Here is a 24,617-nt window from a genome sequence, read left to right on the forward strand (position 1 = left end):
ATCAAACGCCCACACTTATCGACTGTTAATTTTTAAAGAACTGTATTCGGTACTGCACTTGCTGCATCGTTGCGAATCGTTGTGTTCGTCAGCAGCAGAGAAGAGAGAGTATGAAGCGTTTCGTACATCTCGTCAACCCCATTTTTTCTACCTGTCGTTTTCGCTATCGTAAGACTGCGTTTGCGTCGGGCAGAACGAAACTATAACAAAACCATGACATATCCCGCAAGGCCAGTTGTGACACTACGACAGCTTGCAGATCATGACGTTACGATAGATCATACCTATCAGAACGCTAAAATTAATTTGCTTTTCCTCGCAAACGAGAATCACTATCATTTGACTCAACAGTGATTCAACGAAGGAAGAGGAAAGCATCATGGTCGTCGCAGCGAAGAAAACCAGCCAGGTCGTCACCCACATGGCGATTGCTTTCACCATCGCCTACGTGATGACCGGATCGGTCGTGTTCAGCGGCCTGGCCATCATCATCGAACCTGTGATCAATGTGCTGCTCCTTCCCTTCCACGAACATGCCTGGGCCTCCATCCGCGCCCGCGCCACCTCGACCAAGGACCGCTACCTGAAGATCGCTGCTGAGAAGGTCAGCCAGACCGCGATGCACATGGTCGTTGCATTCGGCGTGATGTACGTGGCCACCGGTTCGGCCGCCGTCGGCGGCGTTGCCGCCATCCTGGAGCCGGTCTGCAATGTGCTGCTGCTGCCGATCCATGATCGGTTCTGGGACAATCTGGAACTGCGCATCAATGGCAAGCTGAACGCTGCTTGAGTACACGGTAACGGGTGCACGCCTGTCTGGTGGGCATCGCCTGATTATGCGTTGGTCCTTCATACACTGGATAGGTCAGTGTCCCCGCAGTTCCCATCAACGCCACCTTATATGACCCCTATCTGAAACCTAGCAAATCGAATGGGTGCGTCTACTTACCGCGTTCAAAATACTTGCAATATTTTCAGGCGACCGTACTATCTGCTGACGAGGTAAATACGTCGCAGCGTTTCGCCGCAGGCTCACCTCGAACAATAGTCCATCTATAACGACATCGTTGCGATCGTCAGGGACGTAGGAGACAGCATGCTGAAAGCTGCCGCAGAGCACATCAAGCGTGTCCATTCGGTCGTTCACGGGCGGCTTGTGTCCGCCCATGCTCCGGGAACGGCGTCGAACCGTACGCTCGATCTTGTATCGGCTTCACCTGCCGGCGGCGCTGCATTCGATACGCCCGTCACCAGCCGGATCACGCGCTCCTGGATCCGATGTCTCAACGAATACAAGCTCGACCCGGGCGCCTGCAACGATCCCGAAGTGGTGTCCGCATCCGACTTGCGCGAGCGCCAGGATCGCCTGGCCGACGTGCAGGCGGTAGCCACCGTCGAGATGGCCAACCTGTACCAGCAGCTGGCCGGCTCCGGCTACGCGATCATCCTCACCGACCGCGACGGCGTGCTGCTCAATTATTTCGGCGACCCGGCATTCACCCACGCCGCCTCCAGGACCGGCCTGATGCCCGGGGCCATCTGGAGCGAACGGGTGCAAGGCACCAATGGCATGGGCACCTGCCTGTTCGAGCAGCGTCCGGTCACCGTCCACCAGGAAGAGCATTACCTGTCCCGAAATATCGGCCTCTCGTGCGCGGCGGCGCCGATTTTCGATCACGAAGGCGAGCTTGTCGCTGTGCTGGACGCGTCCGGCGAATCGCACCTGGCCCAGCAGCACACGCTGGCCCTGGTCAACATGTCGGTGCAGATGATCGAAAACCGCGTCTTCCTGCAGCAGTTCCGCCACGAGTACATCCTGCGCTTCCATACCCGTTCCGAATTCGTCGGCACCCTGAGCGAAGGCGCGATCGCGCTCAGCGTCACCGGCAAGGTGCTGGCGGTGACGCGCTGTGCGCTGTTCCAGCTCGGCCTGAACGGACGCAGCGACATCGTCGGCCGCGACATCACCGAGCTGTTCAACATCACGTTCTGCGGGCTGATCGATTCCAGCGTCAAGAAAGCGTTCCATCCCGTGCCGATCTTCGAGGCGCGCAGCGGCGCCCGCTTTTTCGCGGTGATGTACCAGCCGGTGGCCGCTGCGGCGAACGTGCCCGCCGCAGCGGCGGAGGGCAGGACGCATCCGGTCCTGCGCAGCGGCGCGGCGGCCGATGTACTGGCGCCGGGCGCCACGGCGCTCGATGCGCTGCAACTGGGCGATCCGTCGATGGCCGCCAATATCCACACGGCCAAGCGGGTGCTCGAGCGTAACGTCGCCATTTTGCTGCAAGGAGAAACCGGCACTGGCAAGGAGCGCTTTGCCCGGGCGATTCACCTGTCGAGCAGCCATGCGGCCCGCCCCTTTGTGGCCATCAATTGCGCCGCGATACCGGAAGCCCTGATCGAAAGCGAACTGTTCGGCTACCGCTCGGGGGCGTTCACCGGCGCCAGCAAGGAGGGCCAGCGCGGCAAGCTGTTGCAAGCCAATGGCGGCACCCTGTTCCTGGACGAGATCGGCGACATGCCGGTCGCTTTGCAGGCACGGCTGCTGCGCGTGCTCGAAGACCGCGAAGTAACGGCGCTGGGTGGCAAGGCGCCGGTCAAGCTCGACATCCACCTGATCAGCGCCACGCATTGCGACCTGCACAAGAAAATCGGCGCAGGAGAGTTTCGCAGCGACCTGTATTACCGGCTGCAAGGCGTGACGATCACCCTGCCGCCGCTGCGCGAACGGGCCGACCGGCGCGCCCTGATTTGCCAGCTGGCGGCCGAGGAAAGCGACGCCGGCAGCCCCGTCGAGCTCGACGGACACTTGCTGGCTTTGCTCGAACGGCACCCCTGGCCCGGCAACGTGCGCCAGCTGCGCCACCTGCTGCGCACGATGATCGCCTTGCGCGAGACCAACCGCCTGACGGTGCGCGACCTGCCTGCGGAATATCGCGTGGGCGCCATCGCCATCGCGGCGCCGGCGCGGATCGACGTATCCGACGCGTCCGCGGCCATGACGGACGCGACGCCAGGCGCCGAAGCACCCAGGCTCAATCCACTGGAAAGCGCAGAGCGGCTCGCCCTGCTGCAGGAACTCGAACGGCGCGATTGGAACCTGAGCAGCGTGGCGCGCGAGCTCGGCATCAGCCGCAATACGCTGTACCGCAAGTTGCAGCGGCTGGAGATCAAGCCGCGCGACAAGGCGCTGTTCCATTGATGCGCTACTGACGCTGCCCCTGCACGTTGTTCGATACCGTCTTGTCGCTGCCGGCCCTTGTCGAAGGTGGTTCATGCAAGCTCGCTACACAGGTACTGCCATCACCCTGCACTGGCTGCTCGCCCTGCTGCTGCTCGGCCAGTTCGTGTTCGGATTGATGCTGGAAGACATCCCGCGCGGCACGCCGGCGCGCGGGACGTTCGTCAACCTGCACAAAAGCAGCGGCATCGTGATCGGCGTGCTGGTACTGCTGCGCATCGGCTGGCGCCTGACCCACCGGCCGCCGCCGCTTCCCGCTACGATGCCGGCCTGGCAGCGCCATGCGGCCAGGCTCAGCCATGTCGTGCTGTACCTGTGCATGGTGGCGCTGCCGCTGTCCGGCTACCTGGCCTCGAACTTCAGCCGGCACGGCATCAAGTTCTTTAACCTCGTTCATTGGCTGCCGTGGGGGCCGGACGACAAGACCCTGTATGCGCTGTTCAACCAGGCGCACCACCTGGCTGCGCTGTTGCTGGCGGTATTCGTCGTGCTGCACTTGCTGGCGGTTGCCAAGCACATGCTGATCGACCGCGGCGGCCTGTTGTCGCGCATGTGGCCGCAGCGTACGACGCGCGGTGCGCGCCTGCCTTCCGACCTGTCTCCGGAGACCCGATGACCATGCGACTTCCTCCATTCCTGATTGCCGCCACCCTGGCCGTTGTGCTGACGTTGCTGCCATATGTGACGTCCGCTGTGGCGCAGACGCCGGCGCCTACCGCAGCACGAGGGGCGCCAGCTGCAGCGGCGTCGCCCGCGGCGGCGTCCACGGCGGCAGCACCGGGGCCGGCCGCACAGGCGGGCGCCAAGCGTGCTGCCCTGACCTCGGGCGCCTCGGGACCGCTGGCCTATGTGCCGAACGAAGGCGCGGGCACGATCTCGGTGATCGACACGGCCAGCGACCAGGTGATCGCCGAACTGCCCGGCGGCAGCAAGCCACGCGGCCTCGCGGTCGGGCGCGACCGGCGCTGGCTGTACGTCAGCGATCAGCCGCAGAGTCGCCTGCAACTGGTCGAACTCGGAACACGCAGGCTGGGCGCCACCATCGCGCTGGGCGAGTCGCCCGAAGGGGTGTCGATTTCTCCGGACGGACGCTGGGTGGTCGCGGCGCTGGAAGGCAAGAACGAGATCGCGGTGACCGACACCCGCACCAATGCCCTCGCCTTTTCGATCAAGGTGCACGGCAAGAATCCGGAGCACGCGGTGTTCAGCCCGAACGGCAGACTGCTGTTCGTCAGCGCCGAAGAGGGAGATGCCGTCGACATCATCGACTTCACCAGCCGCAAGCAGGTGGCCCAGGTCGCCGTCGGCGCCCGTCCGCGCGGGATCGGCTTTCTGCCCGACAGCAGCCGGGCCTATGTCGCCACCGAGAACGCGAACGAGGTGTTCGTCATCGACACCACCAGTTTCGCCGTCCTGGCGCGTGTGAAGGCCGGCCTGCGCGCCAACGGCATTGCCGTGCATCCTGATGGTCGCGAGGTGTACGTCTCGAACGGCGGCGATGCCAATGTCTCGGTGATCGACACCGGCAGCAACCAGGTGGTGGCCACGATTCCGGTTGGCCAGCGGCCATGGAACATGGCGCTGACGCCGGACGGCAAGAAGCTGTACGTCGCGAATGGCCGTTCGAACAACGTGTCGGTGATCGACACGGCCAGCCGCACCAAACTGCGCGATATTGCGGTTGGCAAGCTGCCGTGGGGCGTGGCGATCAGGTGAGCCGGCACGCACCGCGTCAGGTAAACCGCCTGGCAGTCCGGCAATGGAGAAGAACCAAGCCGGTAAGCAGGTCCGCATATAACTGCCATACAGGCGGACATCAAGGCAAGCCGATGTCGACGCTCACCGGGCGGCGCATGCCTGCCATCGGCGGCGGCATCGCGCCACTCCCCTTCAGTAAGTCGAGCACCAGGGCGGCCGGGTTGTGAGCGATTGAAGCATGCAGGCCGGCATAGGCAGGGGTCAGGCGCGGATTGACGTCCAGCACCACGGCGCCGTGTGCGGTAAGAATGAAGTCGACGCCGACATAGCCCCACAGACTGGGGATGGCCGCCGCCACCTGCTGCGCCAGGCGTGCAAGTGCGCCGTCGTCGTCGCCCAGGCCGTTCACGATGCTGCCGAGAACGTGAAAGCGGTTGTCGCGCATCGCCACCCTCTCCTGGTTGCAGGACAGCACATGTGCGGCGCCGTCACAGCAGATCAGCGACAGGCTGCCCGGCCGGCCGGCGATGAAAGGCTGCAGCACGTAGCCATCGGCGGCATTGGCGCGTATCCATGCCAGCGCCGCGCTGCGATCGCTGAACAGCATGGTGTGCAGGCAGCCGGCGCCATCGTCGGGCTTGACCACCCAGGCGCCGCCGCCCTGTGGCAGGGATGCATGCGGACTGTAGGTGGCGACCGTGGCGACCCCACCGGCGGCCAGCACGCGCGCAAGCTTGAGCTTGCTTGATGCGACGCCCACGGCGCCGGGCGCGCTACCGAGCAGGATGCGCCGGGCGTGCAGGATCTCGCGCGACAGGTGCTCCAGCGCCCTGGCCGATTCGAACGCCAACGGCCAGACCGCGTCGGCGCCCCGTATGCAAGCGTCGAACTGCGCGCCAAACCTGCTGGCTCGCGGCTGCAGCGCGGCGCGCTCCAGGGATAGCCCGACTGCCTCGCTTGATGCGTAGCCTGCCGTGTCGTCTGCTGCGTATCGTGCGACGCCATCTCCGGCGTAGTTTGTTGCGCCATCTCCGGCGCATCTTGCGGCGCCATCGCCTGCGTACCTTGCTGCGCCAGCTCGTGCGAATATTGCCGCGTTATCTGCCGCGTTATCTGCCGCGTCATCCACAGTCCCATTCACTGCGGCCGTCCCATCGGCTGCAAGAGCCGCTGCATGGCTTGTGGCGTATCGTGCGGCTCGCCCTTTGCTGCCCTCCATGGCCCGGTCCGCCGCGTCATGCGTCACATGCGTCACATGCGTTGTCGCGCCGTCTGGCGGGCAAGTGGCCGCATAAGCAGCCTCATGAGCAGATGCGTCGCCCGCTACGTCGACACCGGGATCGCTGGAGACAGGCTCGGCCATGTCCCGGCCAGGTGCAGGGCCGGCGACGGTAATCGTCGTCACCTCGACCTCGGACAGGGCGCCCAGGTCAGCCAGCAATCCGTGCAATATCACCTCGGCCTGGCGTCCCAGTGCCTGGGACATGGGCCTTGTCGCTCCCCTGCCGGCAGAGGAATCGACCACGAGCACTTTCAAGCGCGCCATCGCATGCCTCCGGCTGATTCCCGGAACGTGGGCGGTCTTTCCCCGCGCTCCCTGTCGTTCCATCTGTTCCCAACGATTCGTCCGGTGCTCGATTCCGTGTTGCAGCCAGTCCCGCCTGGGGTTGTCCAGCGCCGGCTTCGTGCTTAGCGCTTGCGTTCGGCTTCGGATGTGCTTTCTGGCTGGCGTTGAGCGACGCTGACCAGCGTCAGTGTCTCGTCGATTTCCGGCAAAGTTACAGCGCCCGTCCCTGCGGTCGGCGCCGGCGTCTTGGCGGCCGGGAGCGTTGTCTTGATGGCCGGCGCCGGCGTCCCTGCGGCTGGCTCGTCCTCAACGGCCCTTTGCGCTACGGCGACATCCTTCGCGTCGATGTCTTGCGCCACCTTGCTTTTCGCAGCCGCTTGTTTCGCGGCCATGCCTTTTGACGCCTTTGCCTCCATCACAGGCGTTGTTGCAGTCTGTCCGGGCACAATCCCGCCTTCGCCCGATCCTGCAACCGTCGTCCCCGGCTGCGGCCTCCCGCGGTTGGCCAGCGAACTGCGCAGCTGGTAGATCCCGCCCGGCACCTGGTCGCTGACGATGAAGGTGTAGGTCTTGTTCACGTACTGCTCGAAGCGTGCATGCATCGGGTCGTCCAGGTAAGGCTGGATGCGCACGGCCTGCGCCGCGAGCACCTTGCCCTGGTAGGTAATCGACTGCGAACTCACCTGGGCGCTTTCAGCCAGCGCCATCCGCAGGCGCTTGCGGAAATAGGCGGTCGAGCCGCCGGTCAGGCGCTTCATTTCACTGATGTCGCGCTCGAGAAAACCGAGCAGCACCGGATTGCCGTGCGCTTCTTCCAGCGCCGGCAGGTCGTGCCGGTTCTTCCCTGACAGGAAATGCAAGGTGGCGCTGACTTTTCCTTTGCTGCCCGTGACATCGAGCTGCACTTTGTCGCTGAAGCCCGGCTCTACGCTGCTCACCTTGCGAAACTCGTAGACCAGCACCGCGGGCGGTTCGACCCGGGCCAGGTGGTCGGTCTCGAACAGCAGGGTTTCGGCCACTGCCAATTCCGAAGAGCTGGTCTGGGCGCCGGCGTGGATTGGCGTCATCAAGGCGAGCAGCCACAAGCCCAGGCAGCGGACATGACGATATGGATCGCGGTATGGATGCAAGCGTCCTGGACCAGGCTCAGGGGCAGGCTGCGGCTGCGGCATGAGTGATCGCACAAGCAGATCCATGAGCGTGCGCCTCACGGCTTGCCGGACCGCTGCGAGGTGCGCAGCTGTTGTCCTTGCTGGTCGAGCAAGGGAACGCCGTACTCCTCGAGGATCGCATTGATCTTGCCCTGGTTGGCGGAGATCAGCCCGTCGATCTGCTGGCGGAAGGCCTTGTCGGCGTGACGCACGCCCATCGCGATGTCGTAGTCGAGTTTCATGCCGGGACGCGAGCGCAGGGTCACCGCGACGATCGGCGCGGTACGGGTGGTGCGCGCAAAATAGCCGGCAATCGGGCCCCATACGAACGCCAGGTCGATCTTGCCGCTGGCCAGGTCGCGCTCGATGATCTCTCCCGGATATTGTTCCGCATCGCCGGACTGGATCTGGTACCAATCGACCTGCTCCATGAAGTGATGTTGCAGCAGCCAATCGGTCAGCGGCGAGGCCGTGAATACGCCGAAGCGCAGCTTGCGGCGCTGCTCGGGCGTCAGCGCCAGCACATCGTCCAGGCCGCGCACCCCATCCAGTCCCTTGCCGCGGCCTTTCACGTAGGCCAGCGCATAGCTGGAGTGGTAATACGGATGGGTGGTGGCGGCCATCTCGAAACCCGCCGGCACGCCGGTGACCAGGTCGCACTTGAACTCGTCCGAATGCTCGCGCTTGGCGCGCAGGGTATTGCGGATGAAGCCGATCCGTTGCGGAAACCAGGTGGTTTCCAGTTCCCAGCCCAGCTCCTGGGCGAACAGGGCCGCGATCTTGTTCTCGAAACCACTCTGGGAGCGGTGCGAGAACGGCAGGTTGTTGGGATCCTGGCAGACGCGCAGCACCTTGTCGCTTCCCGGACCGGAGGCTTCCGGGGGGGACTGGGCCGGAGTCTGTGCTGGCGCCTGGTTCGGAGACTGGGCCGGAGACTGGGCTGAGGGCTGGGCCTGACTCTGGGCCACCGCCGGCAACACCAGCCAGGCCAAGCCGGCCATCAAGCAAGCACATGCACGCCTGACCGTGCCGGCCAATGCGCAGCCCGTCTTCCCGTGCACGCGGATCGTCATTTGCCGATCTCCTGCAGGCGTCCGGGCTGGATAGCGCCGTCCGACCGTCCCTTCAGGTAGGCGTACAGATTGTCGATGTTCTCGACCACCATCTTGCTGCCGTCGAAATTCGGCATGCCCTTCTCGATCCGTCCTTTCAGGACCACTTCCTTGAACTGGTCCTTGCTGAGCACTTTCAGGCTGCCCACCAGAGAGGGGCCGACCATGCCCTCCTGGGCGGCGCCGTGGCAGCGCTCGCATGCCATGGCGCGCCAGGTGCGCCAGCCGCTCAGGGTCTGGGTATCGACCTTGGTGCCATCGCTGACCTGGTACGGCGCCGCATTGGCGGCCTGGGCGAAGGCGGGGTTGGCGCAGACGATCGTGCCGGCAGCCATGGCCGCTGCCAGCATGGCTTTGATACATGGTTTCATAGTGATTCCTTGGAAAAGCGGGTGACGGGCGGCGCCGGCGCCATGCACCGGTCGCCGCCGTCGATCATCCGCAGTGCGCGTGTGGCGCAGGGCCCATCACAGCCAGTAAGCGGCTCAGCGCTCGGGCAGGGCGAAGACCGTCAGCACCCCACCGAGTTCGGTGTACTTGGCCAGGTCCTTGTAGCCGCCCACGGCGCCCAGCCCTTCGGTGCCCTTGGTCAGGCCGGCCGCCAGGCCGATCCCGGCCCAGCCGCCGATGCCGGACAGCACGCCGATATACTGCTTGCCCTTGTATTCCCAGGTCGTGACGTTGCCGATGATGCCGGATGGGGTCTTGAACTTCCACAGCTCCTTGCCGTTGAGGTCGACGGCTTTGATATAGCCCTCCAGGGTGCCGTAGAAGACCACGTCGCCGGCGGTGCTCAATGCCCCGCTCCACACCGAGAAGCGTTCCGGCTTCGACCACACCATCTTGCCGGTGCCCGCATCCCAGGCGATGAAGTTGCCCATGCCGCCGTGGCTGTTCGGCGCGGCGTACATCGACAGGGTCGAGCCGACATAGGGCTGGCCGGCCGTGTATTCGATCTGGAACGGCTCGTAGTCCATGCACACGTGGTTGGTCGGCACGTAGAACAGGCCGGTCTTGCGCGAATAGCTGGCCGGCTGCTGGTCCTTGGTGCCCAGGGCCGAGGGGCAGACGCCCTTGGTGTTCACGTCCGGGCCATTCTTGTCGGTGCTGTACTTGGCGACCACCTGCGGCCGGCCGCTCTTCATGTCGACGTGGGTGGCCCAGTTCACCACGGGATCGTATTTTTCGGCGACCAGCAGTTCGCCGCTGACCCGGTCCATGGTGTAGGCGAAGCCGTTGCGGTCGAAGTGCACCAGCGCCTTGCGCGGCTTGCCCTTGACCTTGATGTCGGCCAGGATCATCTCGTTGACGCCGTCATAGTCCCACTCGTCGTGCGGTGTCATCTGGTACACCCACTTGGCCATGCCGGTGTCGAGGTCGCGCGCGAAGATGGTCATCGACCACTTGTTGTCGCCCGGACGCTGGCGCGGATTCCAGGTACTGGGGTTGCCGGTGCCGTAGTACACCAGATTGGTCTCGGGGTCGTAGCTGTACCAGCCCCAGGTGGTGCCGCCGCCCAGCTTCCACTGGTCGCCCTGCCAGGTCTTGAGCGAGGAGTCAGGGCCGATCGGCGCCATCTTGCCGTCGGTCCAGGTCATGGTCTTGGCCGGATCGACCAGCAGTTCGTTGTCGGGTCCGGTGCTCCAGGCTTTCCACAGGATCTTGCCGGTGTTCATATCGTGCGCCGTGATGCGGCCACGCACGCCGAACTCGCCGCCGCTGATGCCAGTGAGGATTTTGTCCTTGAACACGTGCGGGGTGTTGGTGGTGGTTTCGCCCAGCTTGGGGTCGCCGACCTTGATCTTCCAGAGTTCATTGCCGGTCTTGGCGTCCAGCGCCACCAGCGTGGTGTCGGCCTGCTGCAGGAAGATCTTGCCGTTGGCGTAGGCGACGCCGCGGTTGACGGTGTCGCAGCACATCACCGGGATCACGGCCGGGTCCTGCTTCGGCTCGTACTTCCAGCGGATGCTCTGGTCTTCCAGCGCGATGGCGAACACCTTGTTGGGGAAGGGGCTGTGCAGGTACATGGTGTCGCCAATCACCAGCGGCCCGCCTTCGTGACCGCGCAACACCCCGGTGGAGAAGGTCCAGGCGACGGTCAGGTTGCGGGCGTTCTTGCTGGTGATCTGCTTGAGCTCGCTATAGCGGTGGTTGCTGAAGTCGCCGGCCTGCATGGCCCAGACTTTCGGATCCTTGGTCAGCCTGGCGACATCGGAATCGGCCGCCGATGCCGCACCGGCGGCCAGCGCCAGGCATACGCCCCAGCAGGTGAATCTGGTGTGAAATGACATGGTTACGTCTCCTCGTAATTTTTGTATGGATCTGCATCACTTCGCCTGCAGTGCGGCCAGGCACCTCGGACCATCAGCGTTGCGGCACGGCGCAGGCCTTGTGGGCATCGGCCTCGATCTGCCTGAACTTGCCTGCCATGTCCTTGTTCGAGGCCGCATCGCGGAACAGGCCGCCGCGCTCCCCGCTGAGCGACTGGTAGCGCAGCGCCACCGACATCGCCACGTAGTCGTCATAGGCCAGCGCCTTGGCGATGCGGTCGACCACGCAGGAGCACTTGTAGAGGTACTCCTGCTTGCCGTCGTGCTTCTGCATGCACTCGAGGACGTACTCGACCCGGCCGCTGGTCGGAAAATCGTCGCCGTGCGCCGTCAGCGGCAATGCCAGGGCAATCGGCAACAGCAAGCGCAATGGCTTCATCGTGGTCTCCACTCCTCGTTCTTCGATGACGGCGCCCGTGCACGCGTGCACGCCGCGCCGAACGACTCAATCCCTAAGCACGCCGCTCTTGCGGGCGACGTGGGTCGCCATCGCATCCATCAGCGGCGGCGACAGCACGTCGTACGGAGGCAGGCCGAGGTCGTTCAGGCGTGCGCGCACCGCGCCCATGTTTTCGGGACGGGCGCCCGATTCGATGATCGACGACACGAAGGCGGCGAACTCGGGCGGCGCCCAACCCTGCTCGCGCGACAGCTCGGTGTGCACGAAGTCGAGGCCGTAGAACGCGTGTTCGCGATTCTCGATGCGGCCGTACATGTGCACGCCGCACGCGGCGCAGGCGTGGCGCTGGATGGTGGCGCTGTCGTCGACCACCTTGAGCTTGTCGCCGTTGGCGGTGACTTTCACTTTATCGCTGCCGACCACGGCGATCTGCGAAAACAGCGAGCCGTCCGGCTTCCAGCACTTGGTGCATCCGCAGACGTGGTTGTGCGCCACCTGCGAACCGATATCGACCGTCACCGTGTCGGTGGTGCAGCGGCACGCCAGCGTGCCACCCGCAAAGCCCGGCTGCGCCGGAGAAAATCCGGCATCGACTGCCGGGTGAATCCTGACTGAATCGTTCATGTCCCGTTCTCCCTGGGTTGGTCTGTCGAGATGTCGTTCGCTGCTGCCTGGCGCGCAGCTTGTGCTGCGTGATGTATCAGTAAAGGACCACCGAGCGGATCGACTTACCGCTCTTCATCAGCTCGAAGCCTTCGTTGATGCGATCGAGCGGTAGCGTGTGGGTGATCAGGTCGTCGATGTTGATCTTGCCGTCCATGTACCAGTCGACGATCTTCGGCACGTCGGTACGGCCGCGCGCGCCGCCGAAAGCCGAACCCTTCCACTGGCGCCCCGTCACCAGCTGGAACGGACGGGTCGAGATTTCCTGGCCGGCGGCGGCCACGCCGATGATGAAGGACTGGCCCCAGCCCTTGTGGCAGCACTCCAGCGCCTGGCGCATGACGGTGGTGTTGCCGATGCACTCGAACGAATAGTCGGCGCCGCCGTCGAGCATCTGCACGATGTGGTCGACCACGTTCGGGACCTCGTTCGGGTTGATGAAGTCGGTCATGCCGAACTTGCGCGCGATCTCGACCCGGCCCGGATTGATGTCGACGCCGACGATGCGGTTGGCCCCCACCATGCGCGCGCCCTGGATCACGTTCAGGCCAATCCCGCCCAGGCCGAACACCACCACGTTGGCGCCGGCTTCGACGCCGGCCGAGAACACCACGGCGCCGACGCCGGTGGTCACGCCGCACCCGATGTAGCAGGCCTTGTCGAACGGGGCGTCGGGACGGATCCTGGCCAGCGCGATCTCGGGCACCACGATGTAGTTGGAGAAGGTCGAGGTGCCCATGTAGTGGTAGATCGGCTGGCCCTCGAACGAGAAGCGCGAACTGGCGTCCGGCATCAGGCCGCGGCCCTGGGTGCCGCGGATCGCCTGGCACAGATTGGTCTTGCGCGACAGGCAGAACTTGCACTGGCGGCACTCCGGCGTGTACAGCGGGATCACGTGGTCGTCGCGCCGCACCGAGGTGACGCCGGCGCCGACGTCGAGCACGATGCCGGCGCCTTCGTGGCCCAAGATGGCGGGGAAGATNCTTGCACTGGCGGCACTCCGGCGTGTACAGCGGGATCACGTGGTCGTCGCGCCGCACCGAGGTGACGCCGGCGCCGACGTCGAGCACGATGCCGGCGCCTTCGTGGCCCAAGATGGCGGGGAAGATGCCCTCGGGGTCGGCGCCCGACAGCGTGTAGTAGTCGGTATGGCAGATGCCGGTGGCCTTGATCTCGACCAGCACCTCGCCGGCGCGCGGTCCTTCGAGGTCGACGTCGGCGATCGACAATGGTTCGCCGGCTTTCCAGGCGATGGCGGCTCTGCTTTTCATGGTGTCTCCGGTGGCGTGTTTCGAAAACGGTCGGGTGCGTGCGTTGATGTGGTTGGCGCCGGACTCAGGATGGTGGCGCCTAGACCGGCACTGGCCCGGAAGGCGGCGCCTGGACCGAAGCAGGCTCGACAGATGACGCCTGCGGCGCTGCCTTCAGCCGCGCCAGTTCGTCATCCCGGAACAGGCGCGAGCGGGTCAGGAAGCGCTTGCCGGTGCCGTTATCGAGCGAGAACATGCCGCCGTTGCCCGGCACCACGTCGATGATCAGCTGGGTGTGGGCCCAGTAGCCGAACTGTTCGCGGCCGATGTAGAACGGGGTGCCGTCGATGGCGCCGAGCCGGACGTCGGTATCGCTGACGCTGAACTCGTCGAGCGGATAGCACATCGGCGCGCTGCCGTCGCAGCAGCCGCCGGACTGGAAGAACATCAGCGGACCATGCCGGCTGCGCAATTCGCCGATGAAGGCGCGCGCCGCCCCGGTGGCGCAGACCCGCTCGGGCGCATCCGCCTGGTCGCGCCGCTGCACGTGGGGTTCGCTGTACTGGTCCATGGTGCGCCGCTCAGAAGAATCCCAGCGGCTTGGCGCTGTAGCTGACCAGCAGGTTCTTGGTCTGCTGGTAATGGTCGAGCATCATGCGGTGGTTCTCGCGTCCGATGCCGGACTGCTTGTAGCCGCCGAAGGCGGCGTGCGCCGGGTACAGGTGGTAGCAGTTGGTCCAGACCCGTCCGGCGCGGATCGCGCGGCCCATGCGGAAGGCGCGCGCGCCGTCGCGGGTCCAGACGCCGGCGCCCAGGCCATACAGAGTGTCGTTGGCGATCGCCAGCGCCTCGGCCTCGTCCTTGAAGGTGGTGACCGAGACCACCGGCCCGAAGATCTCTTCCTGGAAGATGCGCATCTTGTTGTGGCCCTTGAACACGGTCGGCTGCACGTAATAGCCGTCCTCGAAGCCGCCGTCGAGCTTGCTGCGCGCACCGCCGGCCAGCACTTCGGCGCCTTCCTGGCGGCCGATGTCGAGGTAGGACAGGATTTTTTCCAGCTGCTCCTGCGAGGCCTGGGCGCCGATCATGGTCGCCGGATCGAGCGGATTGCCCTGCCTGACCGCGCTCACCCTAGCCAGCGCGCGTTCGATGAAACGGTCGTAGATCGATTCCTGCACCAGCACGCGCGACGGACAGGTACAGACTTCACCCTGGTTCAGCGCGAACATGGCGAAGCCTTCCAGACACTTGTCGAAGAAGTCGTCGTCATGCGCCATCACGTCGTCGAAGAAGATGTTGGGTGACTTGCCGCCCAGTTCGAGCGTGACGGGAATCAGGTTCTGCGCCGCGTAGCCCATGATCAGGCGCCCGGTGCCGGTCTCGCCGGTGAAGGCGATCTTGGCGATGCGTTTGTTCGAGGCCAGCGGCTTGCCGGCTTCCAGGCCGAAGCCGTTGACGATGTTGAGCACGCCCGGCGGCAGCAGGTCGCCGATCAGCTCGGCCAGCACCATGACCGAGGCCGGCGTCTGCTCGGCCGGTTTCAGCACCACGCAGTTGCCGGCTGCCAGCGCCGGCGCCAGCTTCCAGACCGCCATCAGGATCGGGAAGTTCCAGGGGATGATCTGGCCGACCACGCCGAGCGGCTCGTGCAGGTGGTAGGCGTAGGTCTCGTGGTCGATCTGCGAGATCGAGCCTTCCTGGGCCCGGATGCAGCCGGCGAAGTAGCGGAAATGGTCGATCGCCAGCGGGATGTCGGCGGCGGTGGTTTCGCGGATCGGCTTGCCGTTGTCGATGGTCTCGGCAGTGGCCAGCAGCGCCAGGTTCTGCTCCATGCGGTCGGCGATGCGGTTCAGGATGTTGGCGCGCTCGGCCGGCGAGGTGCGGCCCCAGCTGTCCGCGGCGGCATGGGCGGCGTCCAGCGCCAGCTCGATGTCCTCGGCGCCGGAACGCGCCACTTCGCAGAACGGCTGGCCGGTGATCGGGGTGATGTTGGCGAAGTAGTCGCCCTTGACCGGGGCCACGAACTGGCCGCCGATGTAGTTGTCGTAACGCCGGCGGAACGGGTTGGCGACACCCAGCTTGTCGATGTCTGCAAGATTCATGTTGTCTCCTTTTTTTGTCGTCACTGCGACGCCGACCGCGACATTCACTGCGACGCTGACTGTATGGCGTCATCTATCGCAAGGGTCGTGCCAGCATCGCTGCACTGGAGGCCGGTGTTTCAAGGCGCTCCAGGAATGCAACAGGTGTCTCGGCCGTTGCGCCCGACCCGGTACAGGTGTCCTGCTTTTGCGCAGCGGTTCAGAACCGGTAGCGCAGGCCGGCCACGACGATGCGCGGCGCGCCCGGCGCCACGAAACGCGCGTTTTCGGCGTCGCCCGGCTGCTCGTGCGGCTTGATCAGCTGGCCATGCGGGAACAAGTCGGGCGCCACCGCTCCGAAGGTTTCGTAACGCCGGTCCAGCGCGTTGGTGACGCGCGCGAACAGTTCCCAGTTGGTGGCCGGGCGATAGCTGGCGCGCAGCGTCAGCAGGCCGTGGCCGGGGATGCGCCAATCGGCGCGCTGCGGCTCGTCGTCGTCGTCCTCGAGGTCTTCGGTCAAGCCATCCTCGTTGCCCTGGGTGGTCAGGTGCGACACCACGTAGAAGTCGGCGCCGATGGTCAAACGCGGCGTGAGCTCCCAGTCCAGCGCCAGCTTGCCGGTGTGGCGCGGCAGGCCGGCGATGCGGGTGCCGCGCCCGACGACGACGTTGCGCGCGCCGGTGAACAGTTCGCCGTCGGCGTCGTATTCGGCCTGCAGGAAGCTGTAGGTCAGTTGCAGGCCGAGGCGGCCGTACTGGCGCGTGAACATCGCATCCACGCCCTGGCGCAGCGTGCGCTCGAAATTGGCGAAATATCCCTGGCGCGAAGGCGCGCTGAGGAACAGGATGTCGTCGTCGTTGACGGTGCGGTGCAGCGACAGCGCATAGCTGCCGCTGTCGATGGCGCCGCCGAAGCGGCCGCGCACGCCGGCTTCCAGCGTGCGCGCCACCACCTGTTTCAGGTATGGGTCGGCCTGCAGGCCGACCGGCAGGCGGCAGGGATTTTCGGGATCGGCGCAGCCCAGCTCGATCACGGTCGGCACCCGGTTGCTTTGCGCGATGTTGGCGAACAGCGTCGCTGCTGGCGCCATGCGGTAGGTCAGGCCGAGCGATGGATTCAGGCGGGTGTAGGTGAAACTCTCGGTCGGCTGCACGCCATCTTCATTGAACAGGGTATTGGTGACGCGCGCGCGGTTGTAGCGCACGCTGGCGGTCAGCTGGGTATTGGCGCCGAGTTCGGTGCTGGTGGCCAGGTACAGGCTGTAGGCGCGCGACTTGCCATTGACGCCGGAGAACAGCTCGGGTTCTTCCTCGGGGTCGCCGATCACCTCGCGCTCGGGCGTCATGAACGCTTCCTGCTCATACTGGGCGTAGTCGACCTCGCTACGGTCGAAGGTGGCGCCGAGGTCGTAGCGGACGCTGCCGCGCCGGGCGCTGAAGGCGAGGCTGGCGCCGTGGCTGTCCTGGCGCGTGCTGGTGGTGTTCAGTACGCCCGTGTGCAGCGCGGCGGCCTCGTCGCGCGTGAAGTCGCAAGAGGCGTCCTCGGGCGAGCCGTCGTCCTCGAAGCCGTCTTCGCATTCCTCGACGTATTCGTCGTACTCTTCGTTGAGGTCGCCGTTGACGGTGTCGCGCCGGCTGTTGCGGGCGTAGACGACGGCGTTCAACTGGCTATCGCCGCCGAAGCGCTGCGTAAAATTGAGCGTTCCCTGCAGCAGCCGGTTGCGGGTGGTGTCGGGGTAGGTATAGACGGCGCGCCGGTTGTCGCCGTACAGCAGGTCGGGCAGCAGGCCGTTGCCGAGCAGGCGGCTGCGTCCGCCCAGCAGCGAGGCACTCCAGTCGGTGGCGCCTTGTGAGCGGCCCATTTTGATAAAGACATTGCCCAGGCGCCCGGGCGAGTGTTCGCGCCAACCATCGTCGTCGAACAGGGTGCTGCCGATGAAACCGTGCCAGCCGTCCGGGTTCTGCCAGCCATAGGCCAGGTCGGCGCGGCGCCGGCCCTGGTGGCTCACCGAGAGGTCGGCTTCGATGCCGGGATGGGTCTGGCCCGACTTGGTGGTGAAGGCCAGCGCGCCGCCCAGCGTGCTCAACCCATACAGGGGGTTGGCGCCGGGGATCAGCACCACGGTGCCGATCGCGGCTTCGGGCACCATGTCCCAGTTGATGACGTCGCCGAACGGCTCGTTGACGCGCACGCCGTCGAGGTAGACCGACAGGCCCTGCGAGCTGCCCAGCACGGGCGAGGCGCGAAAGCCGCGGAAGGTGATGTCGTTCTGGAAGGGGCTGCCCGAGACTTCGTTGACGTTGACGCCGCTCAGGGTGCGCGCCATGAATTCGGAGAGGTTTTCACCGCCGGATTTCTGGATGGTCTTGTCGGCGGCGGCCTGCACCGGATAGGGCAGCAGTTCGCGCTCGATGCCCAGACCGTACAGGGGAGCGATGCCGATGATCTCGACCTTCGCCAACGGCGCCACCGGTGCAGCGGCAACCTCGGGATCGGCCAGTGCACAGGGCGACAGCAGGAGGGCCAAAAGAACAGGCCGATGACGGATGGGCCTGGTGCGCGATCGTGCAAATGACTGCTGGATCGGCCTTGCGGCGCTGGCAATGACGGTGCCTGACGTTCCGAACGTCTCTTTCATCATGGTCCCCTGTGTTGTGGTCTTGTAAACGGGGACCAGCAAGGGACATGCCAGGCGTACATCCGGGTAATGCGCAGCGCGCCTGTTCAATAACTGAACAGTTGTTCCGCGGATGTGGTTCGGACGCTGTTGCGTGGACGGTACAGCTGCGTCGCCTGCTGCGCACTCAACGCCGACACGGAACAGCTGTCACTTGCCGCGCAAGCCGCGTAGCCAGTTGGGCAGGCAATTGAACAGACGTACCAGCAGATGCAGCTGCCAGGGAAACACACAGCGCGCCGCGCGCCGGTCGATGGCGGCGCTCATGTGCTTCACTGCATCGGCTTCCGACTGCAGCCAGGGCTTGGCGCCGGCGTCGCCGCCATTCAGTTCGCGCAGGCGCGCGGTGTCGACGTAGCCCGGTACCAGCGTCGTCACCGCGATGCCGAACGGCGCCAGCGCCTTGCGGTAGCTGTCGCAGATGGCGATCGCGGCGCGCTTGCTGGCGCTGTACAGCGAGTTGCCGGGATAGTCCTTGAGCAGGCCGGCGATCGACGCCACTGCCACCAGCTGGCCATGGCCCTGGCGCCGCATCAGCTCCGCCGCGATGTCGAAGGCGTCGACCAGTCCTGCGATATTGGTCTGCACCAGGCGCGGGCCGAGCTCCGGCTGCGCCGCCAGGCCGGCGGCGTCGGCATACTGGCCGGCGACCACGATCAGCAGGTCCAGTCCGTCGCGGCCGAAATCCGTGATTGCGCGGCGCAAGTCGTCGGCGTCGCGGATATCGAAACCATAGCGGGATACGTGCGGATGCCGGTCCAGCGCGTGGCCATCCAGGCGCCGCGGATCGCGTCCGCACAGCGCCAGCTGCGCGCCGCGTGCGGCGTAGTGCGCGCCCAGCGCCAGGCCGATGCCGCTGGTGCCGCCGATGATCATGACTCTCATGCTGTTGCTTTCTTCATGGCGGCCATGCCCTTGCGGTAGCCGTAGTCCCACTGCGCCTGCACCTGCGCCGCATAGGCCGCAGCCGATGGCGGCGCGGCGAGCGCGATCCGGTTGCGGCGCCAGTCGATGCGCTTGCCGATGCCGTGGGCGCGCAGAGCCTGCGCCATGTCGCGCGTGTCGACCCAGGCATCGGCGTGCAGCGCGTGCACGTGGCGCAGGCGCGCCGCGCCGTCGATGCCGAGCACCGCGCGCAGCGCCGGCGCGGCCAGCCAGGGATTGAACGGCATCTTGCGCTCCATGATCACTTCGCGCGCCAGGTAATGCGCGATTTCGAGCGGGAACAGGTCGATCACGCCGCCGGTGTAATGCCGGCCGTGGCAGGCGTGGCTGCGGAAATAGAACATGTCGGCGATCGAGATGCGCACCGCATCGCGCAGCGGCGTCGCGCTGTCGGCGCGCAGCTGCGGCGCCACCGCGCCGGCGCTCCAGCGCGGGTCGGCCGCCGGCGCGGGGCGGCCATCCAGCAGCGCGGCCGCAGCCGGCGGGCAGAACACGGTCTGGGCGAACAGCGGCCGATCGCCGCGCGCCGTCCCCGCATCGCCCGGCCCGAACAGCAGCTGGCCGCCGACGATGGCCAGCGCCGGAGCGCCGGCAACCGGCTCCAAAGGTAGCGGCAACCGGTCGGGCAGCTCGAACAGGTAATCCCGGAACAGGTCGGGAACATGCGGCGCCGGTGCACGCTGCATCCAGCGCCGCGCGGCGCCGCCCAGCGTGCGCAATGGCGTGGCGCGCAGCGTGGACGTTACTTCGCGCAGGAAGCCGTACATCGCGGGCGACGCCGCCCATGCCAGGCGGGTACGCGCATCCGGCGCGCCGGCGATGATCGCCGCCGCGATCGCGCCGCCGCAGGTGGCCAGCACCACGTCCGGCGCGCGCCCGCAGTCTTGCGCGGCGGCGTGCACGCCCAGATAGTAACCGAAGCGAAAGCCGCCTCCGGCCAGCACCAGGCAGCGCGCGTACTGTTCATGATTCTTCATCAGATGCATAATGCACAAATGCAAGAGCTACCACAAGTCGCAGCCGCCGACGCTCCGGTTACCCGGCTGCCGATGCGCCACCGGGTCTTGCATCTGGCGCTGAACTGGGGCGTGTTCAGCCTGTGCTACCCGCTGGCCAACTTCCTCGCACACCGGCAGCAGGCCGGCCGCAGCCTGGCGCTCGGGATCGATGCCGCCATCCCCTTCGTGCCGTGGATGGTGCTGCCGTACGCCAGCTCCGGCCTGTTCTTCACATTGCTGTTCTTCGCCGTGCGCACGCCCGAACAGCTGCGTGTGGCCAGCCGCCGGCTGCTGCTGGCGACCTGCATCGCCTGCCTGGTGTTCGTGGTCATGCCGGCCCGTTTCGGGCCGGTGCGGCCGGCGGTCGATGGCGCGATCACTGCGCTGCTGTTCGACTGGCTGGCGCTGGTCGACCAGCCATATAACCAGTTCCCGTCGCTGCACGTGGCGTACTGCGTGGTGTTCTGGCTGACGCTGGCGCCGCTGTGCCGGGGGGTGCTGCGCATTGCGCTGGCCGGCTGGCTGCTGCTGGTCGGCGCCAGCACCGTGTTCACCTGGCAGCATCACCTGCTCGACGTCGGCGGCGGCCTGCTGCTGGGCGTGCTGGTGGCGCGGCTGGTGCGGCCCGGCGCCACGCGCCGCCATGGCGTCACCTTTTATTATGCGATCGCCGCTTCCCTGCTGGCCCTGGTCGGCGTCGGCGTGTTCGGCAGCTGGCTGGCGGCATACGGCGCGGCCTGCCTCCTGCTGGTGGCGGCATCCTACCGTGCGCGGCGCGCCGACTTCCTGCGCAAGCACGCGGGCCGCCATCCCTGGTCTGCCTGGCTGCTGTTCTGGCCCTACCTGGCCGGCTATCGTCTTACCTGGCTGCTGGTGCGCTGGCGCGAGCGGCGCAAGCCCGCGTTCACCGAGCATGCGCCGGGGCTGTGGATCGGACGCCGTCTTGGCCGCGCCGAAGCCATGCAGCTGCCGCCGGGTTGCGCCGTCATCGACCTGTGCGGCGAACTGTCCGAAGCGGCCGCGTTGCGCGGTCCCGACTACCTTTACTTTCCGCTGCTCGACCTGCAGGCGCCGCGTCCCGCACAGTTGCGCCAGGTGCTGGCGGCAGTCGCGCAGGCGCACGGCGCCGGGCGGCCAGTCTTCATCCATTGCGCCATGGGCTACAGCCGCAGCCGGCTGATCGCCCGCCTCTACCTACGAAAGCTCCAGTCATGTCGATCTCGATCTATCAGCTGAAACCACGCTTCCAGCAATTGCTGCGCCCCGCCCTGGCGGCGCTGGCGCGCGCCGGCGTCACACCGAACCAGGTGACGCTGGGCGCGATGCTGCTGTCGGTGGCGTACGGGGTCTGTCTGGCGCTGTGGCCGGAGCGCGCCGCGCTCTGGTACGGGCTGCCGGCCTTTTTGCTGCTGCGCATGGCGCTGAACGCGATCGACGGCATGCTGGCCACCGCAACCGGCAACAAGACCCCGCTCGGCGCCCTGCTCAATGAGATGTGCGACCAGGTGTCCGATGCGGCGCTGTACCTGCCGTTCGCGCTGGCGGCCGGCCTGTCGCCGGCGCTGGTGGTGGGCGTGGTGCTGGCCGCGCTGCTGGCCGAATTCGCCGGCGTGCTGGCGCAGGCGATCGGCGCGCCGCGCGGCTTCGAGGGACCGATGGGCAAGAGCGATCGCGCCTTCGCTTTCGGGGTGATCGCGCTGCTGGTCGGCGCCGGAGTGGCGCCGGCCTGGCCCAATGGTTTGCTGGTGCTGGTGCTGCTGCTGTCGGCGCTGACCGTGTTCAACCGCCTGCGCCGGGCGCTGCGTCCTTGCGCGCCAGCGACACGGTAAAGATGCCGTCGACACCGATCGCGGTGTCGACCTTGCATGCGCCGGCCAGTGCGACCAGGCCATCCATCTCGGCCTGCGGACGCGGGCGCATTTTCCACGGCAGGCCGCGGTGGTTGACCAGGGTGTAGGCGATCATGTCGAGCTGCGGGTGCCATGGCTGGGCGGTGTAGATCAGGTAGCCGCCCGGACGCAGGCTGCGCACCACGCCCTGCAGCGACGCCAGCACCTGCTGATTGTCGCTGAACAGCTCATACAGGCCGGATACCACCGCAATGTCGTAGCGTCCTTCCTGGCCCACGTAGCTGTCGGTGCTGAAGGCGTCGGCCAGTTCGACATACACCGGCAGGCTCAAGCCTAGTTCCTGCGTCAGGCGGCGCGCGTTGTCGACGTTGTACTGCATGTAGTCGCGCAGCGTCACCTCGATGCGGCGGTCCTGGAAGCGCTTGACCGTCTCCAGCACGTAGCGCGCCGAGCCGGATGCGATGTCGAGGATGCGCAGCGGCCGCTCCTGCTCGCGCGGATGGGCGGCGATGCGTTCGGCCAGCATGTGCTGCAGCTGCGCCTTGCGTACCCGCACGCCGCGCCAGCCGACCGCGTCCAGGTAGCCGCGGTCGATGATCTTGCCGAGTCCGAGCCGGCCGCCGGCCTGGTTGCGATACACGTAGTCGAGCGACTCGCCGGAATCGAAACCGTTCTTCAGGCCGAGGCGCATGCCGTCGCTGAGCGGACCGAGCACGTCGAGCATGCGGCGCTGCAGGCCGAACCAGGCGCGCGTGGCGGCGTTGCCGGTCTGGTTGTTCTCCAGCGCTGCGTAAGCGCGCGCGGCGTGGCCGCTGCGGTCGGCGCCCAGGTAATGCGCCGGCTCGAGCGGCGTGGTGTCGAAGCAGTTGGCGACGAAGTCGCGGCTGGCCTGCATCGCGACGCTGGTGTCGCGCTCGTAGAACACGGCGTGGTAGCAGTCCTCCAGGCGCACGTAGCGCTTCAGCGAAGAACTGAGGCTGTCGAAGAAGCGGCGCTGCGGCGCCTCATGCACCACGTAATCCTTATCCGCCGCCAGCATCAGCACCGGCACGTCGATCGCCGCCGCGTCGGCGACGATGCGCTGCGCCGTGTCGGCCAGCTCGAGCAGGATGTTGGCGGAGATGCTTTTCGCGATCAGGGGATCGGCGGCGTAGGCAGCGGCTTCTTCCTCGGAATGGGTCAGCATGCCGGGACGGATGTAGCTGGTGACGAACAGGTCGGGCTTGAAGCGGCGCGCGAAGCGCAGCGCGGGTTTCGCCAGCGGCACGTACAGCTTGATGCTGAAGGCGGCAGCCGCCATGATCAGGCCGCGGATGCGCGGCGCGTAGTCGTGCACCCAGGTGGCGGCGACCACGGCGCCGACGCTGTTGGCCACCACCACGATGTCTTCGACGGCGATGCCGTATTCGGCCGACACGTGACGCACGAAGCAATCGAGGTCGTCGACCAGCGTGGCGAATCCCGGTGCGTCGCCACGTTCGCCCGGAGAATGGCCATGTCCGCGCGCATCGTAGGCGAAGGCCCAGTCCTGCTGGCGTCCGAAGCGCTCGACCAGGCTTGCGATGCGGCCGGAATGTTCATGGCCGCGGTGCAGGAAAACCAGGGCGCGCGGTCGGCCGCTCGGCATGGAGGCCGGCTTCCAGGCGCGGTAGAACAGGCGGGTGCCGTCCCCGCCGTTGAAACCGGATTCGATCGTGGTCCATGCCACTGGATGTTCGCGTTTCATGACGTTCCTTGGTTGGTGCTGCGCAGCAGGCAATACAACAGCGGTGCGGTGAGGACCAGGCTGTCGACCCGGTCGAGGATGCCGCCGTGACCGGGGATCAGAGCGGAGAAGTCTTTGATGCCGAGGCGGCGCTTGGCGGCGGAGAACAGCAGGTCGCCGGCGAAACCGGCGATCGAGAGCAGCAGGCCATATAGGGACAGGATCAGCGGGGCGGCCAGATCGAGGTAGCTTCCGAGTGCGAGACTGACGCATTGCGAGATGACGATACCGCCGGCAAGACCCTGCCAGGTTTTGTTCGGGCTGATGGTCGGGGCGATACGGTGGCGGCCGAACAGTTTGCCGGACACGAATTGGGCGATGTCGTTGAGCGCGGTGAGGATGAACAGGTAGAACAGCCAGGCCAGGTTGGTGCGCGGGCCGAACGGCAGCGTTGTGAAGGCGGCCAGGAAGAGCATTGCGCCGGTCGTCACGCTGGCCAGGCACAGGATCAGGCGGCGCGCATCCTGGTGCTGCCAGTACGGGCGCAGTTCATTCAGCGTCAGCAGGCAAATCAGGCCGGCCAGGATGGGGATACCGAAGGGATAGGCGAGCAGGGCCAGGGTAACGATGGGGAAGATCCGCCACCAGGCGTTGATCTGGGCGCTCAGCATGCCTGGCGCGGCCTTGCGGGTGGCGAATCTGACCGAGAGCGACGCGGTGGCCAGCAAAGCATAGAACGCCGACATGGCGATGGCGATCGAGGCGCCTGCTTCGAAGAATGGAAACATCGGAGCCGGATAAGTTGCAGTCGGTAGATTATATAGAGCTACCTACTCGCAATACTCTCCGAAAATCTCATTCGGCGATGTTCCTTGAGTCCAAAGCAAAAAACCCCACCAGATCACTGGTGGGGTTTTTCATATAACTAGCCTGACGATAACCTACTTTC

General features: G+C 66.0%; 19 protein-coding genes and 3 pseudogenes. 6 read left to right on the plus strand and 16 right to left on the minus strand.

Annotated elements, in window-relative coordinates; genetic code table 11:
- Positions 1-379: 379 nt before the first annotated feature.
- From QPK27_RS24070 to QPK27_RS24085, 4 genes are all read left to right on the plus strand, one after another.
- Complete coding sequence (locus QPK27_RS24070) at positions 380-790, plus strand: DUF2061 domain-containing protein (RefSeq protein ID WP_290420695.1); 411 nt, start codon at positions 380-382, stop codon at positions 788-790.
- Positions 791-1,096: 306 nt separating this feature from the next.
- A complete protein-coding gene (locus QPK27_RS24075; protein WP_290420696.1) occupies positions 1,097-3,202 on the plus strand; it encodes a sigma-54-dependent Fis family transcriptional regulator in 2,106 nt (701 codons plus the stop codon).
- A gap of 73 nt (positions 3,203-3,275) precedes the next feature.
- Entirely contained in the window at positions 3,276-3,857 is a 582-nt protein-coding gene (locus QPK27_RS24080; RefSeq protein WP_290420697.1) for a cytochrome b, read from the plus strand.
- Positions 3,854-4,957: a beta-propeller fold lactonase family protein gene (locus QPK27_RS24085; RefSeq protein WP_290420698.1), complete on the plus strand. Its 1,104-nt coding sequence runs from the start codon at positions 3,854-3,856 to the stop codon at positions 4,955-4,957. Before QPK27_RS24080 ends, QPK27_RS24085 begins: the two co-directional genes overlap by 4 nt.
- A 100-nt stretch (positions 4,958-5,057) precedes the next feature.
- Here QPK27_RS24085 and QPK27_RS24090 read toward each other — a convergent pair whose 3' ends face one another.
- From QPK27_RS24090 to QPK27_RS24155, 14 genes and pseudogenes are all read right to left on the minus strand, one after another.
- Positions 5,058-6,548 carry an ATP-grasp domain-containing protein gene (locus tag QPK27_RS24090; RefSeq protein ID WP_308633616.1) on the minus strand — a complete coding sequence of 497 codons (1,491 nt, stop codon included), beginning with the start codon at positions 6,546-6,548 and terminating at the stop codon, positions 5,058-5,060.
- Between the two features lie 80 nt (positions 6,549-6,628).
- Positions 6,629-7,525 carry a hypothetical protein gene (locus QPK27_RS24095; RefSeq protein ID WP_290420699.1) on the minus strand — a complete coding sequence of 299 codons (897 nt, stop codon included), beginning with the start codon at positions 7,523-7,525 and terminating at the stop codon, positions 6,629-6,631.
- Between the two features lie 188 nt (positions 7,526-7,713).
- Positions 7,714-8,730 (minus strand): quinoprotein dehydrogenase-associated putative ABC transporter substrate-binding protein, encoded by a 1,017-nt coding sequence (locus QPK27_RS24100; protein ID WP_290420700.1) that lies wholly within the window; start codon positions 8,728-8,730, stop codon positions 7,714-7,716.
- The gene (locus QPK27_RS24105) at positions 8,727-9,119 is read right to left on the minus strand and encodes a cytochrome c (protein WP_374047114.1); all 393 of its coding nucleotides are present in this window, start codon (positions 9,117-9,119) and stop codon (positions 8,727-8,729) included. The genes QPK27_RS24100 and QPK27_RS24105 overlap by 4 nt, the downstream gene beginning before the upstream one ends.
- 135 nt (positions 9,120-9,254) lie before the next feature.
- Positions 9,255-10,994 (minus strand): annotated as a pseudogene (locus QPK27_RS24110) (methanol/ethanol family PQQ-dependent dehydrogenase); the annotation flags it as partial.
- Positions 10,995-11,133: 139 nt separating this feature from the next.
- On the minus strand, positions 11,134-11,478 hold the full coding sequence (locus tag QPK27_RS24115) for a hypothetical protein (RefSeq protein ID WP_290420702.1): 345 nt from the start codon (positions 11,476-11,478) through the stop codon (positions 11,134-11,136).
- Between the two features lie 66 nt (positions 11,479-11,544).
- On the minus strand, positions 11,545-12,123 hold the full coding sequence (gene gfa / locus QPK27_RS24120) for an S-(hydroxymethyl)glutathione synthase (protein ID WP_290420703.1): 579 nt from the start codon (positions 12,121-12,123) through the stop codon (positions 11,545-11,547).
- A 76-nt stretch (positions 12,124-12,199) separates the two neighbouring features.
- A pseudogene (locus QPK27_RS24125) lies at positions 12,200-13,144 on the minus strand (zinc-binding dehydrogenase); the annotation flags it as partial.
- Positions 13,145-13,157: 13 nt separating this feature from the next.
- Positions 13,158-13,433: pseudogene (locus tag QPK27_RS24130) on the minus strand (alcohol dehydrogenase catalytic domain-containing protein); the annotation flags it as partial.
- Positions 13,434-13,512: 79 nt separating this feature from the next.
- On the minus strand, positions 13,513-13,983 hold the full coding sequence (locus tag QPK27_RS24135) for a DUF779 domain-containing protein (RefSeq protein ID WP_290420704.1): 471 nt from the start codon (positions 13,981-13,983) through the stop codon (positions 13,513-13,515).
- Positions 13,984-13,993: 10 nt separating this feature from the next.
- Positions 13,994-15,514: an aldehyde dehydrogenase gene (gene adh / locus QPK27_RS24140; protein WP_290420705.1), complete on the minus strand. Its 1,521-nt coding sequence runs from the start codon at positions 15,512-15,514 to the stop codon at positions 13,994-13,996.
- Positions 15,515-15,713: 199 nt separating this feature from the next.
- Positions 15,714-18,020, minus strand: a complete 2,307-nt coding sequence (locus tag QPK27_RS24145) for a TonB-dependent receptor (protein ID WP_290420706.1) — start codon at positions 18,018-18,020, stop codon at positions 15,714-15,716.
- 300 nt (positions 18,021-18,320) lie between these two features.
- On the minus strand, positions 18,321-19,055 hold the full coding sequence (locus QPK27_RS24150) for an SDR family NAD(P)-dependent oxidoreductase (protein WP_290420707.1): 735 nt from the start codon (positions 19,053-19,055) through the stop codon (positions 18,321-18,323).
- Positions 19,052-20,092 carry a patatin-like phospholipase family protein gene (locus QPK27_RS24155; protein WP_290420708.1) on the minus strand — a complete coding sequence of 347 codons (1,041 nt, stop codon included), beginning with the start codon at positions 20,090-20,092 and terminating at the stop codon, positions 19,052-19,054. Before QPK27_RS24155 ends, QPK27_RS24150 begins: the two co-directional genes overlap by 4 nt.
- Positions 20,093-20,110: 18 nt before the next feature.
- On the opposite strand from QPK27_RS24155, the gene QPK27_RS24160 reads away from it, so the two are divergent.
- Together QPK27_RS24160 and QPK27_RS24165 are read left to right on the plus strand one after the other, a co-directional pair.
- On the plus strand, positions 20,111-21,349 hold the full coding sequence (locus QPK27_RS24160; RefSeq protein WP_290420709.1) for a phosphatase PAP2 family protein: 1,239 nt from the start codon (positions 20,111-20,113) through the stop codon (positions 21,347-21,349).
- Entirely contained in the window at positions 21,325-21,942 is a 618-nt protein-coding gene (locus QPK27_RS24165) for a CDP-alcohol phosphatidyltransferase family protein (RefSeq protein ID WP_308633617.1), read from the plus strand. Before QPK27_RS24160 ends, QPK27_RS24165 begins: the two co-directional genes overlap by 25 nt.
- On the opposite strand, the gene QPK27_RS24170 is transcribed toward QPK27_RS24165, so the two are convergent.
- The gene (locus QPK27_RS24170) at positions 21,893-23,689 is read right to left on the minus strand and encodes a bifunctional alpha/beta hydrolase/class I SAM-dependent methyltransferase (RefSeq protein ID WP_290420710.1); all 1,797 of its coding nucleotides are present in this window, start codon (positions 23,687-23,689) and stop codon (positions 21,893-21,895) included. The two genes, QPK27_RS24165 and QPK27_RS24170, sit on opposite strands and share 50 nt — an antisense overlap.
- Complete coding sequence (locus QPK27_RS24175) at positions 23,686-24,456, minus strand: phosphatidate cytidylyltransferase (protein WP_290420711.1); 771 nt, start codon at positions 24,454-24,456, stop codon at positions 23,686-23,688. Before QPK27_RS24175 ends, QPK27_RS24170 begins: the two co-directional genes overlap by 4 nt.
- Between the last annotated feature and the right edge of the window lie 161 nt (positions 24,457-24,617).

This window comes from Massilia sp. YIM B02443 (genome assembly GCF_030411955.1).
Taxonomy (GTDB): Bacteria; Pseudomonadota; Gammaproteobacteria; order Burkholderiales; family Burkholderiaceae_D; genus Telluria.